This is a genomic window from Peribacillus sp. YIM B13481 (assembly GCF_042787985.1).
In the GTDB taxonomy this organism is placed as follows: Bacteria; Bacillota; Bacilli; order Bacillales; family DSM-1321; genus Peribacillus; species Peribacillus simplex_A.
Genome location: NZ_JBHZPE010000078.1, coordinates 1 through 13,187, shown reverse-complemented (window position 1 = coordinate 13,187; position 13,187 = coordinate 1). Strand labels below are relative to the sequence as shown.

Annotated in this window: 12 protein-coding genes and 4 pseudogenes; 12 read left to right on the top strand and 4 right to left on the bottom strand. The window is 38.0% G+C overall.

Annotated features, from left to right (window positions below):
- Positions 1 to 984 (bottom strand): IS110 family RNA-guided transposase (locus tag ACFX4X_RS23835; RefSeq protein WP_377387087.1); only part of this gene is annotated, 984 nt, incomplete at its 3' end.
- Between the two features lie 542 nt (positions 985 to 1,526).
- Between ACFX4X_RS23835 and ACFX4X_RS23830 the strand changes: the two genes are divergently transcribed.
- The 3 genes and pseudogenes from ACFX4X_RS23830 to ACFX4X_RS23820 form a co-directional block, all read left to right on the top strand.
- The gene (locus tag ACFX4X_RS23830) at positions 1,527 to 1,673 is read left to right on the top strand and encodes a hypothetical protein (RefSeq protein WP_377387084.1); all 147 of its coding nucleotides are present in this window, start codon (positions 1,527 to 1,529) and stop codon (positions 1,671 to 1,673) included.
- Between the two features lie 181 nt (positions 1,674 to 1,854).
- On the top strand, positions 1,855 to 2,475 hold the full coding sequence (locus tag ACFX4X_RS23825; RefSeq protein WP_377387081.1) for a recombinase family protein: 621 nt from the start codon (positions 1,855 to 1,857) through the stop codon (positions 2,473 to 2,475).
- A 19-nt stretch (positions 2,476 to 2,494) separates the two neighbouring features.
- Positions 2,495 to 3,106, top strand: a pseudogene (locus ACFX4X_RS23820) (phosphorylase family protein); the annotation flags it as partial.
- Between the two features lie 89 nt (positions 3,107 to 3,195).
- Here the strand turns inward: ACFX4X_RS23820 and ACFX4X_RS23815 are convergent.
- Positions 3,196 to 3,624: pseudogene (locus ACFX4X_RS23815) on the bottom strand (transposase); the annotation flags it as partial.
- A 253-nt stretch (positions 3,625 to 3,877) separates the two neighbouring features.
- Between ACFX4X_RS23815 and ACFX4X_RS23810 the strand changes: the two are divergent.
- The 8 genes and pseudogenes from ACFX4X_RS23810 to ACFX4X_RS23775 all read left to right on the top strand — a co-directional run.
- Positions 3,878 to 4,618, top strand: a complete 741-nt coding sequence (locus ACFX4X_RS23810) for a LytR/AlgR family response regulator transcription factor (RefSeq protein ID WP_289336589.1) — start codon at positions 3,878 to 3,880, stop codon at positions 4,616 to 4,618.
- Position 4,619: 1 nt separating this feature from the next.
- Entirely contained in the window at positions 4,620 to 5,891 is a 1,272-nt protein-coding gene (locus tag ACFX4X_RS23805) for a GHKL domain-containing protein (RefSeq protein ID WP_377387078.1), read from the top strand.
- Positions 5,892 to 6,027: 136 nt separating this feature from the next.
- Entirely contained in the window at positions 6,028 to 6,252 is a 225-nt protein-coding gene (locus ACFX4X_RS23800; protein ID WP_377387075.1) for a hypothetical protein, read from the top strand.
- A 26-nt stretch (positions 6,253 to 6,278) separates the two neighbouring features.
- Positions 6,279 to 7,448, top strand: coding sequence for a serine hydrolase domain-containing protein (locus ACFX4X_RS23795; protein ID WP_377387072.1), 1,170 nt, complete (start codon positions 6,279 to 6,281; stop codon positions 7,446 to 7,448).
- Positions 7,449 to 7,605: 157 nt separating this feature from the next.
- A complete protein-coding gene (locus ACFX4X_RS23790; RefSeq protein ID WP_311628253.1) occupies positions 7,606 to 7,752 on the top strand; it encodes a PadR family transcriptional regulator in 147 nt (48 codons plus the stop codon).
- A 135-nt stretch (positions 7,753 to 7,887) separates the two neighbouring features.
- Positions 7,888 to 8,430 (top strand): DUF1700 domain-containing protein, encoded by a 543-nt coding sequence (locus ACFX4X_RS23785; RefSeq protein ID WP_284470668.1) that lies wholly within the window; start codon positions 7,888 to 7,890, stop codon positions 8,428 to 8,430.
- 682 nt (positions 8,431 to 9,112) lie between these two features.
- Positions 9,113 to 11,182: a serine hydrolase domain-containing protein gene (locus ACFX4X_RS23780; RefSeq protein WP_377387069.1), complete on the top strand. Its 2,070-nt coding sequence runs from the start codon at positions 9,113 to 9,115 to the stop codon at positions 11,180 to 11,182.
- Positions 11,183 to 11,277: 95 nt separating this feature from the next.
- Positions 11,278 to 11,385, top strand: a pseudogene (locus tag ACFX4X_RS23775) (Tn3 family transposase); the annotation flags it as partial.
- A gap of 515 nt (positions 11,386 to 11,900) precedes the next feature.
- Here ACFX4X_RS23775 and ACFX4X_RS23770 read toward each other — a convergent pair.
- Complete coding sequence (locus ACFX4X_RS23770; RefSeq protein ID WP_289336585.1) at positions 11,901 to 12,089, bottom strand: helix-turn-helix domain-containing protein; 189 nt, start codon at positions 12,087 to 12,089, stop codon at positions 11,901 to 11,903.
- Between the two features lie 100 nt (positions 12,090 to 12,189).
- On the bottom strand, positions 12,190 to 12,648 hold the full coding sequence (locus ACFX4X_RS23765; protein ID WP_377387066.1) for a hypothetical protein: 459 nt from the start codon (positions 12,646 to 12,648) through the stop codon (positions 12,190 to 12,192).
- Positions 12,649 to 13,042: 394 nt separating this feature from the next.
- Between ACFX4X_RS23765 and ACFX4X_RS23760 the strand changes: the two are divergent.
- Positions 13,043 to 13,187 (top strand): annotated as a pseudogene (locus tag ACFX4X_RS23760) (IS110 family transposase); the annotation flags it as partial.

Genomic DNA, 13,187 nt, shown 5'->3' with positions numbered 1-13,187 from the left:
TGATGTCGCTAGTACACACTCTACAGCCATCGTTTTCAAAGCTTTGTTACCTTGTGTGGTTTTACTCGTTTTTTTTTTACCAGCACTTTCGTAATTTCCAGGACTCACACCAGCCCAAGAGGCAAGATGTTTAGCTGACTTAAATACAGACATATCAACGCCCATCTCTGCAATAAAAGTAGCTGCGGCAGCTTTGTTCACACCAGGTATACCATCCAATAATTCTACTTCCTTACGATAGGGGGACAGGAGTTGATCGATTTGTTTTTCCAATTCTTCTATGGTTTGTTCTAAATAACCCATATGCTCCCAATGGTAACGCAGCATATCACGATGATGACGGCGAATACGACCATTAATTGCACTGGCAATGTCAGTAATACTTGCTTTTGTACGCCAATCCACCATTTTTCGAAGACCATCGGTCTCTATTTTTTCACCGTTTAGAATCGCTTCAAGGATACGGCGTCCCGATACACCAAAAATGTCTGATAGAACGGATGTTAGCTTGATATTAGCATCTTGAAGAATTTTGTGAATGCGATTCTGCTCTGATGTGCGATGATGAATCAATTTTTTTCGATAACGAGTAAGATCTCGTAAATCACGAATATCCTCTGGTGGTACAAAATTGCTTTCAATAAGTCCGCATCTTAGAAGCTTGGCAAGCCATTCGGCATCTTTTACATCAGTTTTACGCCCTGGAACATTTTTGACATGCCTGGCATTGGCAAGAACAAGGTGAAAAGATCCTTCGAGTATATTCCATATTGGTTTCCAGTAGACTCCGGTACTTTCCATCACAACATCGGATACCTGAAGGGTAGCGAGCCAATCACTTAAAGCCAAGAGCCCCGTTGTTGTAGTTGAAAACGTTTCAATAGAGGTTTTTGGCTTTTTATCTAATGATCCAAATAATACACAGGCTACTACTGTTTCTTGGTGTACATCAAGGCCAGCACACCGTTCAATCATTGCTTCCATAGGAGAATCACCTCAAAAAAAGATTAACAATACATATGACAGGAGATTTGTTACAAAAATTTTTGTATACGTACTAGCAGTACACTAAATGGTTCTTCAATACTGTCACAACCAGTTTCTTATACAGGGTATCTTCTTTAAGATCCACCAAAAAAAGCTCAGCCTGGTTGTATTGTTATCATCCATTATTGTCAAGGGTTTAATGGGTTAGACTTTATTTTTGGGTAAAGAGCAGGTTTTCGTGCTAGATGGTGGCGGCGAGAATCGCCGCCATAGAAGTTTCTTATGGGTCTAAAGGACAAGATACCCAAATAAAAAATACATATTTACTATATTTTGGTAAAGTGGATTGGAGGGAAGGGTGGGGAATCATGAATAATGTTATCTTTATGTACATCCATTCCGCATACTCTTCGGCAAAAAATTCGGGGAGAAACCTGAACCCTATGTCAAAGAGTGTAAAAGACTATATGAGGAAAGTATTCCTAAATGTCCAAAATGTAGCAATAAAATAGTAAGGGATTTGCATAGTTGGGATGGTCATGGTCAAAAAATCTTTTACAAATGTACAAAATGTCCGTATACAGAAGAAACTGGAACATATAAACATGAAGAAGCTTATGACCAATATTATTGAAAAACTGATAGATGCATTGATCCCAAAAGGATTAGGGAAATTGGCTGTATAGCATTGTTGCTACCGTTCATAAAAGTAGACTTTTACGAACGAGTATTTCTTATGCAAAATCATCTTATTTTAACGTTCGTTAAAGCTGAAAAATACTTTATGAACGTTCTCTGTTTTGCATACACTTTTACGAACGTTTTTGATAGAATAAGAGAGAGAAAAGTAGAAGAAGGAGTAAAAAAATGGATGTCCGAAAATTTGGATACATAAGAGTGAGTAGCAAAGATCAAAATGAAGGACGACAACTTCAAGCCATGTTGGAAAAAGGTCTCAATGAACGTGATATCTTTTTAGATAAACAAAGTGGAAAAAATTTCAATCGGGTTCAATATCAATTATTAAAACGTATGATTCGAAAAGGAGATGTTCTTTACATTCACTCTCTGGATCGCTTTGGTCGGAACAAAGAAGAGATTCTACAGGAATGGAATGACATCACGAAAAATATCCAAGCAGATATCGTCGTTATGGATATGCCATTATTGGATACTACACAATTTAAGGATAGCCTAGGTACATTTATCGCTGATTTAGTTTTACAAATACTTTCCTGGATGGCGGAAGAGGAACGGGACCGTATACGAAAACGGCAACGTGAAGGAATTGATGTGGCACTACGAAACGGTGTGCCTTTCGGCAGACCGAAAGCTCAAGTAACGGAAGAGTTTAAAGAAGTCTATGATTTTTGGAAAGCAGGAGAGATGACAGCCGTTAAAGCCATGGCGGAATTAGGTGTTAAAAAGACGACTTTTTATAAGTTGGTTAAGGAATTTGAAAGTGACTTTAAAAAAGTCACTATATAATAGAAGAAACTCGTCAAAAATGATGAGAATGTTAACAGATGTGGAGACACTTCAACTCAAAAATGATCCTACAATTTATTTTAAAGGCTTAATTGTTGATGGGAGTAAAAGTAAGTCTGTTGTTCTTGCAGCAGCAGCAGCAGTACTAACAGCAAAACTAATTAATAACTTTAGGCCCCAATATATAAGCATGGTTGGTATAGCAGCTGGGAAACGTGGGCAAATGAATTATGGAGATATAATTATTCCAACTGAGGTTTTGGATTATGGAAGTGGTAAGATTGTATCAGTAGATGATTCAAAAGAAGGAGAAACTGAAGATTTTTTATTTCAGCCAGATCCCAAATATTTAGATTTGGATGTTGAAATTAAAGAGATAATTAACAAAGACTACAGTAAACAGTTAAGTGAGATAAAGCGGACATGGCCTAGTGACAAACCAGAAACTTCACTAAGTCTAGTCGTTGGTCCTATGGCATGCGGGTCAGTTGTAGTACAAAATGATGAGATTATCAAACGTTTTATAGATCCTTACAATAGAAAATTAAAGGGACTTGATATGGAGTCGTACGGTGTGTTTTATGCTGTAGAGAATTTCTTTACTCCAAAACCAAAAGTAATTGTATGTAAATCTGTTTGTGATTTCGGAGATAAAGATAAAAACGATTCATATCAAGCATATTCTGCCTACACAAGTGCAGCGTTTCTAAAATACCTAGCATTAAACGAATTTAGCTGGCCTATTTCTGAAATAATCGTTGCCGCGATTTTTCTCCAATACCGGGGATCGATTGGATTATCTTCATTAGCAAGATCATTCATCTGCTTTTCAAGGACTGCAAGATGCTCTTAATAATGAAGCAGCATGTTTACATACATTTCTAGGGTGAATAGATGGCTTTGTAATGGAGCTTTTCAGAATGGATTCCGATCAGCTGCTGCCATAAGTGCTTTTGCTTTTTGAGCAGCCCAACTACCAGATCTTCGTACACATAAAGATGCAATCATCTCTGTTAATTTTTCCTCTCCAGCGCTCAGAACTTCATCTGAGGTAGGGAACGCCAACAATGTTTTCAAAGATACAACAGAATGTAAATCTCCAAATACACCCTTATATTCAGGAAATACCTGATCTAAAACAGCTTGGAATTACAGCTTAACTCCAAATGGATGTTATAAATAAGACATTCAAAACACCTCCGAAAATTGGTAAGGTACAGTCAAGGAAATATTCAGGGGGATAAGTATGCAAAGAAACTCCGAAAAAGAAGCTCGTTCATTTGCTATTGAAGGATTTTAATTTGCATTTCATCCAAAAGCTATCTATACAAAGTCAAAAGGTTGTATCATGCTTATATAGGGTTTTAGAATAAAGGTATTAGATATGAGAGGTGTATCATTTTTGTATAGAGTGGCTATTTGCGATGATGAGGAAAAACAAAGTGAGCTTGTTAAAAGCTTCCTAATTACTTTATCCATAAAAACAAATATAGAATTTGAAATCGAATTATTCGGCTCGGGGGAGCAGTTGATATCCTACTATGAGTGCAATGAAACTCCATTCCATATTTTAATTTTGGATATTGAAATGGGTGGGATAAACGGGATTCAAACAGCCCGGAAAATAAGAGGGTTAAATAACCTGGATGAACAAATTATTTTTCTGACAAGCTACCCTGAATATATGGTGGAAAGTTTTGATGTCATGACATTCCAGTATTTGATAAAACCTATTGCCGCATCGATCATGGAGGAGAAAATCCTCAAGGTATGCCAATATTTTCAAGCGCTTGATAAAAAGTTTATGGTCATCAAGTCATCTTATGAAGAAGTCATTATAAAATATGATGACCTCATTAGTATTGAAGCCGCCAAAAGCTTAACTATAAAAAGCAAACTACATTTCACCACCACTAATCAAACCTATGAAAGTAAAGGCATCATTTCAGATTATGCTTTGGCCTTAAAGGACTGTAACTTCTTACAAATCCATCGTTCCATTATTATTAATCTGCTTCATGTGAAGAAATTTGCTAGCGGAGTGGTTCTCATGTCCAATGGTATGGAATTACCTATAGGCCGTTCTAAAATTAAAGAGATTAAAGATACTTACACCAAATTTATGATTATGAAGGTCGATTGATATGATTCAAAATAATTTTCTTATTGTCTTCAGTATTATATTTGTGATGGGCTTGCAAATTAATTTTTTCTTCAACTCGGTTTTTGATAAATCAGCTAAAAAACAAAACCGATTCATTTACTTCCTTATCTTTGGGGTGCTTGATTACACCTATCTGGTTATTCCTATCTCTCCTATTTTATCTTTGATTCTACAATTGCTCATAATATTTAGTTTTGCGCAATCTTATCAAGTAGAAATTAAAGAAAAGATCATTTTTTCTTTGTTTTACGGTGTTTTAATATCTCTCGTTAATTTTATATCTCTTTATTTTTTTTATACCCTATATTCAGTTGAGTTTAGCTTTGACCCTGTAAAAGAACATGATCCAATAGCCTACACGAAAGCTATTTTACTCAGCTGCATGATCATGTTTGCTATCATTCAGATCATACGACTACTTGCAAAACGTAGAAGTTACTCTTTGCATTATCGTTACTACATATTTTTTTCGGTTATTCCTATCGTAAGTATATACCAACTGAATATTCTAACTTATAAGGACGCCTATTCTTTCATATCCGTCATAGTATTACTATTTTTAAACGTTATGATTTTCTATATTTTTGATACGATCATTGATAAATTTCAATTCATGCATGAGAATACTCAGTTGCAACATCAGATGGACTATCAGGATGCGAATTACGAAAAAGTCGTTCACAGCTTCAAATCCATTAAAAGAATCATTCATGATACGAATCAGCAGTTTTTGTATATTGAAGAGTGTATTAAGCGAAATGAGTTAACAACTGCACTGGAACATATTAAGACGACATTAAATAAAGTCGAAGGAGCCTATCAGCGGGTTAATACGGGGAATCTCGTTATAGATGCTCTTGTCACTAATACGCTTAGTATTGGACAAGCCAATGGCATAAGAATAGATACAAAGATTAACTTATGTTCACAAGTAGTCCATATTGACCGTTATGACTTATGTGTTGTCATTGGAAATATGCTAGATAACGCAATAGAGGCTTCTAAAAAGTCGAAAGTCGCAGAAGATAGGTACATTCTTATAAAAATACATTCTACCGAGTCTACCCTTCTCATTCACATCATGAATCATGTGGAGAATGAAGTTGCCCACTTAAACAGCCAAAAATCAAACCCGGAATTTCATGGTATTGGATTAACGAACATAGCTAGAATCTGCGACAAGTACGGTGGTCATATGACCATTGAAACAAAACATAAAGTATTTCATAATATGGTCCTACTGCCATTTTAAACGAACAATCCTTAGACAACATGTTGTTTAGGGATTGTTTTTTGCGTTTCAGGGCGCTTTTCATTCTAACAGTATTCTTCCTTGTATGATGAATTCAGTAAGTCACATCTAGAAGAAATACGATGGGGAATTAATAATGAAGAAGATGATTTCTATAGTAATGACCGCTATGCTTATTGCAATACCGGTCACCCCTGCTTTTGCTTTAACGAATAATGAAACAGTAAAAGAAAAGGCACAGGAGCTCGCCTCGAAGTTGTTGTCCGATTATGGTGTTAGTGGAATACAGTATGCGATCCGCTTGTTAGGACAGAATAGCGTTGGTAAAACAATAATTATGAAGATGATTATAAACTTATAATATTAAATAGAGAAGAGGAATGCCTTATGAAAGTACGTAGTCAAATTACATTTGCTAGTCTGGCCCTTTTAATAACTGGAAGTTCCCTGCTATACACTTCGCCAACCTCAATTGTAAAAGCAGAGCTCACTCAAAATGAATCTAGTTCTTTACAAACAAGCACTCAACAAGATCATAATTCCGTCAAGCAAGCTATGCGGGATACATTGCAACTTGGATTCCCGGGGATACTTGCTAAAACTTCTGAGGGTGGAAAAAAGTGGGGTTATGCCACTGGGGTAGCGAATCTGAGCACCGAGAAACCAATGGAAACAGATTATCGCTTTCGCATTGGCAGCGTGACGAAGACGTTCACCGCAACGGTTGTACTTCAATTAGCTGGAGAGAACCGCTTGAATCTAGACGACTCCATCGAAAAATGGCTGCCTGGTGTCATTCAAGGAAACGGATATAATGGTAATCAGATTACCATCCGGCAGATATTGAACCATACAAGTGGTATCGCCGAATACTCAAGATCCAAAGACGCTGATTTTATGGATACAAAAAAATCGTATACGGCTGAAGAAATAGTGAAGTTGGGGATTTCTCTGCCCCCAGACTTTGTTCCAGGAAAGGGCTGGTCTTATTCAAACACAGGATACGTATTATTGGGTATTCTTATTGAAAAAGTAACCGGAAACAGCTACGCGGAAGAGATTGAAAATCGGATTATTGAACCGCTTGAATTGTTGGATACATTCCTACCTGGCAATTCAAGCGTTATTCCAGGCACCAAGCATGCCCGGGGATATTCCCAACCAGACGAAACAAGTGAGATAAAAGACGTAACTTATTATAATCCAAGTGCAGGAAGCTCGGCTGGAGATATGATTTCTGATGCTGATGACTTAAATAAATTCTTCTCTTACTTGCTCGGTGGCAAGTTACTGAAGGAAGAGCAACTAAAACAAATGCTTACTACAGTTCCTGTAGGAAGAAAAGGAATCGAAGGATATGGTCTTGGAATCTTTGAATTTAAGCTTTCAAATGGTGTCTCGATATGGGGACACACAGGTGGCATTCTAGGGTTTTCTACGATTGCTGGAGGTACACTTGGAGGCAATCATACGTTGGTCGTCAGTTTGAACAGTTTGGGTAGAGATAACAGTCCTAATCCTTTTAAAAACATTTTATTTGCTGAATTTAACAAGTAGGAAATACGGAAAAAGCGGAAAAATTTCATCATAGTTTTTATAGTTAAAAATATATCTTTCTGGTCCAAAAGCCCCAACTCACTTCGGGGCTTTTGGAATTATGGCGGCAACCCAACGATATTAAGTTAATAAAAAAAATCCTCCATACAATGAATAAATACGCTACTCTTTCTGCAGAAGACCATATTATGGGTATGAAATCATAAGTAAGTTAGAGCATTTTCCTATCGTTGCTGTAAAAGAGAATACAATTTATCCTCTGTTTAGAAGATTATTGAAAGAAGAATATGTTTCTTCATCTTAGCAAGATAGTACAGAGGCTTTGCCACCGAGAAAATATTATTCCATAACAAAAAAAGGAAACGAATACCTAACGCTATGTCCTTAGAATGGGATAATTTATTAATTGCTATAGCAGAAATTAAAGGAGTATAAAATTATGGATAACTATCTTGAAAAAATTGAAAAGTATTTAAAAGCTTTGTCCTCTTCCGAGCGTATTGACATTGTAAAAGAAATCAAAAGTGCAATGCTTGAGTTGCAAAATACTGGTCTTACTACTGAGCAAATCATCGAAAGGTTAGGAAACCCAAAAGAATTAGCGAAAGCATACTTAGGTGATGCCATTTCAAAGAACAGTAAATTTAGTTGGCGTAAACTCGCCGCTGTATTTGCTTTTTGTAGCAGCTTTGCAGGCGCCATCGGTATGTTTGTTTTGCCGATTATCAGTACTCTTTCCATTGCTTTAATGATAAGTGGAGTTATTACACCAATAGGCGGAATTATTAAATTTGTCGGGCATCTTATGGGATATGATATTACCGGAATCACAATCCAAATTGGAGCATTTACACCAAGCCCAATGCAGTTCTTACCAACTTCTATTGTGATTGGTGTGTTGATGTTTTTGTTGGGGAAAGTGTTATGGAGACTTACAATTAAATATATACACGCAATTAGTCAGAAGAAGAAAACACTCTGAATGTGAGCGCTAGCGTGGATCGAAACCACATCGTCATCCCAGATATGCAAATTTTTGTTATAATTTTTTTATATGGTTCGGACATTTATCAAAGTGTTCAAGCCTTTTTATGTTCCCGAAGATTCAAAATTTGTTACGTAAATTGGAGAGGTACTTGCTACTGGAGCCTTGGGGGGAGAGGAGTAGGATCAATTTTACATGTTACTGTGTCCTCGATCAACTCCATGTACTGTACATGGATCTTTACCCCCGAGTCTCAAAAACATCATGAGGTGGTACTTCCCCTTATTGGTGGCTCAATCACCGATTCTATGAACATATGTGGTCACCTTGTCGGGCTTAACGCACTATATTTTCCGTTTCGTGAGGTGCCCCATTTACAACATTGAAAGGAATAATTGATTCGCTACCATTTTTAAAGGTAATGTCTGCAAACAATACTTTAGAAGTTGAAAAATCAGCCTTCTCATCTGTAATTAGGTAGTTTTCAATTTTTCTGCTTTCCAAGTCTTTATTGCGTGTATCAATAGAACTTGAAACTAGTCCATCAACATCCCCTTTTTTGCTTGACCTTAGGCTAGGGAATGAACTAGACGGAAGACTGTGTGGGGAAATAATCCATCATGTTACACTGAGAGGGTACTTCTAGACTATACTAATTTTATTGATGGAGGATTTTCTAATGCGTAAAAAAAGAGTTTCAAAAGTGCTCGCTGTAACGCTAAGCACGTCTCTAGCTGTGACTTACTTGATTGCTTTGGTCGGAGGGTATAGTGTCAGTACGGAACAGCTCCCTCTTAAGGGGCAAACAATCACAGCGATTCAGCCTGCAGCTGTTCCTACTGCTCCAAGCGGTCCGGTTGACCCCAAAGAAGTGGAGGCCTTCGCGGACAATTACTTTGGGGAAAGCCTGAAGAAGTTCAATGTCCCGGGTGCCATGTTCGTCGTCGTTCAGGACGGACAAGTGGTATTATCCAAAGGATACGGGTATGCAAACAAAGAAAGCAAAACCCCAGTTGATTCCAATACCGTTTTTCGCATCGGTTCCATTTCTAAGACACTTACGGCTGCGGCTGTGCTGCAGCTTGCTGACCAAGGGAAGATCAAGCTGGATCAGGACATCCAATCTTATCTCGGAGGTATCACAATACCCAATTCGACAGGTAAACCGCTAACTATGGAAAATATGCTGACCCACATGACTGGGTTCGATTTCCCATATGAAAAAGACGATGACGCCTCGCCCGATCTTCTCAATCAAGAGAATTCTCTTCGAGATTTCTTAATGGATCGAATGCCAACCATCGTCCGGACGCCGGGGGAAGCCTACCAGTATGACGATTATGCTTTTGCTTTGGCGGGATATGCCGTGGAACAAGTTACCGGGCTCCCTTTTCATGAATACATGGATAAAAACATCTTTCAGCCGCTCGGCATGAATTCTTCCCATGATCTTGTAACCCCAGAGCTTAAAGCCCGAATGGCTGCAGCTTACGATCCGGAAGGCACGCCATATCCGGAGTATGGCCTTTATCCTACGGACATGCCTCAGGGCGGAATGTTGTCCACCGGAAGCGATATGGCTAAATTCATGACCATGCTTCTGCAAAAAGGAAAGGCCGGAGATCGGCAAATGTTAAGCGAACAAAGTGTTCAGCGAATGAGCAAGTTTTCCGTTTTCGCTCATCCGGCCATACCTATTACAAGCTATGGATTTGAAAGCATTTTCAATGAACTGTCGAATGGTCAGTATGTCGTCAGCAAAGGTGGGAACATCCCCGGACATGCCTCATTTACATGGCTACTGCCTGAGCGCAAAACGGGAATGTTCGTCATTTATAATAATGATTCCGAATTGCGCTCGGATTTGTATGCTGCCTTTATGGACCATTATTATCCGAAGAGCACCAAGACGCCTGAATCGGTATCACCTCTGACAGAACAGCAAGCCGCGCGTTACGTCGGATTATACAAAGACCTGCATACCCCGTCATTTGTGACTAGAATTACGTACAATAACGGACAACTTGTAGCGGAAGACAGATACAAATTGAGGAATAGCAAGACTACTTTGAAAAAGATAGATCCCTTGTTGTTTATGGATGACCACGGGAAGAAAATAGCATTTATTGAACAAAAGGATGGCGGTATTGCTAATATGTACAGACCTGCGAAGTCACCGATAGCCTATTCGCCCAAAATACAGGAAAAAGCGCTGTTTTTCGATGTCTCGAAAGAAAGCCCCTACCAACCGTCTATTGAAAAGCTCCATTCGCTGGATATCATCAATGGAAGAGATGGGCGCAGCTTTGACCCCAAGGCGCCCATGACCCGTGCGGAATTCATCACAATGCTACTGCATGCTGTCGGCTATCCGCCCTCCAAATCGAAATCCGGTTATACGGATATCGAACACCATTTTGCGGTCAAAGAGATACAGGCAGCGGTCGAGCAGCATTGGTTGGGGGAGGAGACTGGAGGCCGATTTGAACCGGATCGCACGATAACTCGGGAAGAAATGGCCGTCATTTTAACGCGCATTCCTCTTCCATGGCCGCTTGGCGATGAGGTGCGATTGGCAGGGCAAACCGATGAATCGGCTATCAAGGCCGTAAGCAAGCTTGTTGCTGCCGGAGTTACGGATCCAGTCACAATAACCAATTCTGATGGTTCAGTCGATTTCCGGTCCAAAGCACCTTTGCTTCGCCAAGAAGCCTCCTATTTCATTGACAAGATTCTATTTGTTCCTTAATCTCTTATCGGCCGTTACAGCCGCATTCGTACCGTGACGGAATCTCCAATCATGACTAACTTGTTGTTTGCTTCCAGTTTCATTTTTCACTACCTTTACGCTTGGTACATTCTATTCGTGAGGGTAGAGTGTCTGGTGCCCTTATTATGGGTAAGATTGGCTCCTATGCTCGACAGAACAAGGTTGCCAAAGCACTTAATAAACACAAGTTGACTTGTTTATTTTTTGGTTGTAGAAGAGCCTGAAATACATTTTAGAAAGAAAATCACACTTGAGAATGAGCTTCATGTTCTTGAAAAAGAAAAATATGATGAGTTGTTTTCTGAAGTTAAGCATTATTTTGATAAGATTCTAGAATTTGGTGTGAAAAATAACTGATAATAAAATTAGAAAAATGGAAACTGTAATAATTCTTCTTGACTGAATTACTACAGTTTCCATTTTTTGTCTGAAAGATCAAAACAGTCTAATACTTTATTTTCGGGTTATTATTTGTTTTCTGTTTATTAGAATCAAATAGTCTAAAACTTATTTCTCAAGAGCTGACGATTTTTAAACTTGAAAACCGCGTTAAATCAACAACTCGAGTCTAATACTTTATTTTCTTCGGACACCTGATCTAGGAAGTGAGTAATTCACTTTACAAAAAACAAACAAGCGTACCCTAAGTATGTATATGGGTACGCTTGCAAGTGTAAGTGTGTATAGGTTATTATTGTTAAATCAATTTATGTGATCCCTCGTTTGCAATTAGCTTTAAATGTTCAAAACCCTGTCTTGTAATAAGGAGTGTACTTCCTTTCATTTGGACGCTGTCTTTCAGCAGCACATCAGATCCACGTCTCCAAAGAAGGTAAACATACTTAGTGTTTTTTCCAAGTTCAACGCTTGCTTCCCGAGCAGTCATAATGTCGTCCCACACCTTAATAATACGCACCTCCTGATTTAAAATATCCCTCCACGTAATTAAATTTATACCACAAAGTATCTTGATTTACTCTTAATTTTTATCTTTCGTCTAAGCGTTTTCTTCGCTGCAATTCCCTTCTTTCTCGTTCTTGACGCTCCAATTCTCTTGCTCTTTCATTCCGTTTTCCAAGGCTGCCATAAAGTAAATTACGCTCATTTTTCATCATAGACAACTTATAATGAAAACTCGATTCTTCATCAATCCCATAATGCTTTTTAAGAAAATGGATATTCCTTTTAGCCATATCATATTGCTTAAATTGATAATAATTTTCTTGCTTAAATTTTGTTTTATCATCAGACTTTTTATAGTCTGTAATTAAAGGATAACTATTTTTATAAATAGAAAAACAGTCCTTCATTTTTTCAAAATCAAATATTTCATCATCAATGGCAGTTAGCTGTTTTTCAAAGTTATCTATAAGGTTTTCTGTTTTAATTTCAACCTCATTTAATTCTTCCAGTGAAATATTTTCTTTATAAAGGGGTACAGCCACATGCCCATCAAGCCAAGAAAATAGGTCACCCCCAAAACGATAAATTGAGCTTATAAGTTACAAGAAAGTCCAAAATTTCGTTCTGGGGGTACTACAAAACTTTAACTTGATGGGCATGGGGTAGAGTCAGGAAAAGTGCGGATTTACAACGCTAAGCATTTTGACACAAGTCTTATGAGACATCATAAATCCTAATGTAGGGGTGGTTTGATTATGTACCAATAGGCTTTACTCTATTGAGATTGTGAAGTTTCCTACTTAAACTAACGGGGCAGCATTCCTGTAATCAGTGAAATTGAAGTTTGAACAAAAAAATAACCTCTTGGTAGAATGAGAGAGTCCTGAAGCTCGGCGAAGAAAAGGACAAAATACTCAAATACCAGGAGGCTTTAAAATGAATTATAACCAAAATAAGAAAATTGCTCAAATTACCTCTCAAACCCTGGGTGGATATTGCTAAATTTCAAGCATGTGGCACGTGCTCAAGACTTTAGAGGAATGGAGTTTGGATCACCTTGTTATTTTGAGAATACAAAAGA

Excerpts from the sequence above, each read along its gene's own strand:
- ACFX4X_RS23830 (WP_377387084.1), top strand. The coding sequence starts at position 1,527 with ATGGTCAAAAAATCTTTTACAAATGTACAAAATGTCCGTATACAGAAG.
- ACFX4X_RS23825 (WP_377387081.1), top strand. The coding sequence starts at position 1,855 with ATGGATGTCCGAAAATTTGGATACATAAGAGTGAGTAGCAAAGATCAA.
- ACFX4X_RS23805 (WP_377387078.1), top strand. The coding sequence starts at position 4,620 with ATGATTCAAAATAATTTTCTTATTGTCTTCAGTATTATATTTGTGATG.
- ACFX4X_RS23800 (WP_377387075.1), top strand. The coding sequence starts at position 6,028 with ATGAAGAAGATGATTTCTATAGTAATGACCGCTATGCTTATTGCAATA.
- ACFX4X_RS23795 (WP_377387072.1), top strand. The coding sequence starts at position 6,279 with ATGAAAGTACGTAGTCAAATTACATTTGCTAGTCTGGCCCTTTTAATA.
- ACFX4X_RS23785 (WP_284470668.1), top strand. The coding sequence starts at position 7,888 with ATGGATAACTATCTTGAAAAAATTGAAAAGTATTTAAAAGCTTTGTCC.
- ACFX4X_RS23780 (WP_377387069.1), top strand. The coding sequence starts at position 9,113 with ATGCGTAAAAAAAGAGTTTCAAAAGTGCTCGCTGTAACGCTAAGCACG.
- ACFX4X_RS23770 (WP_289336585.1), bottom strand. The coding sequence starts at position 12,089 with ATGACTGCTCGGGAAGCAAGCGTTGAACTTGGAAAAAACACTAAGTAT.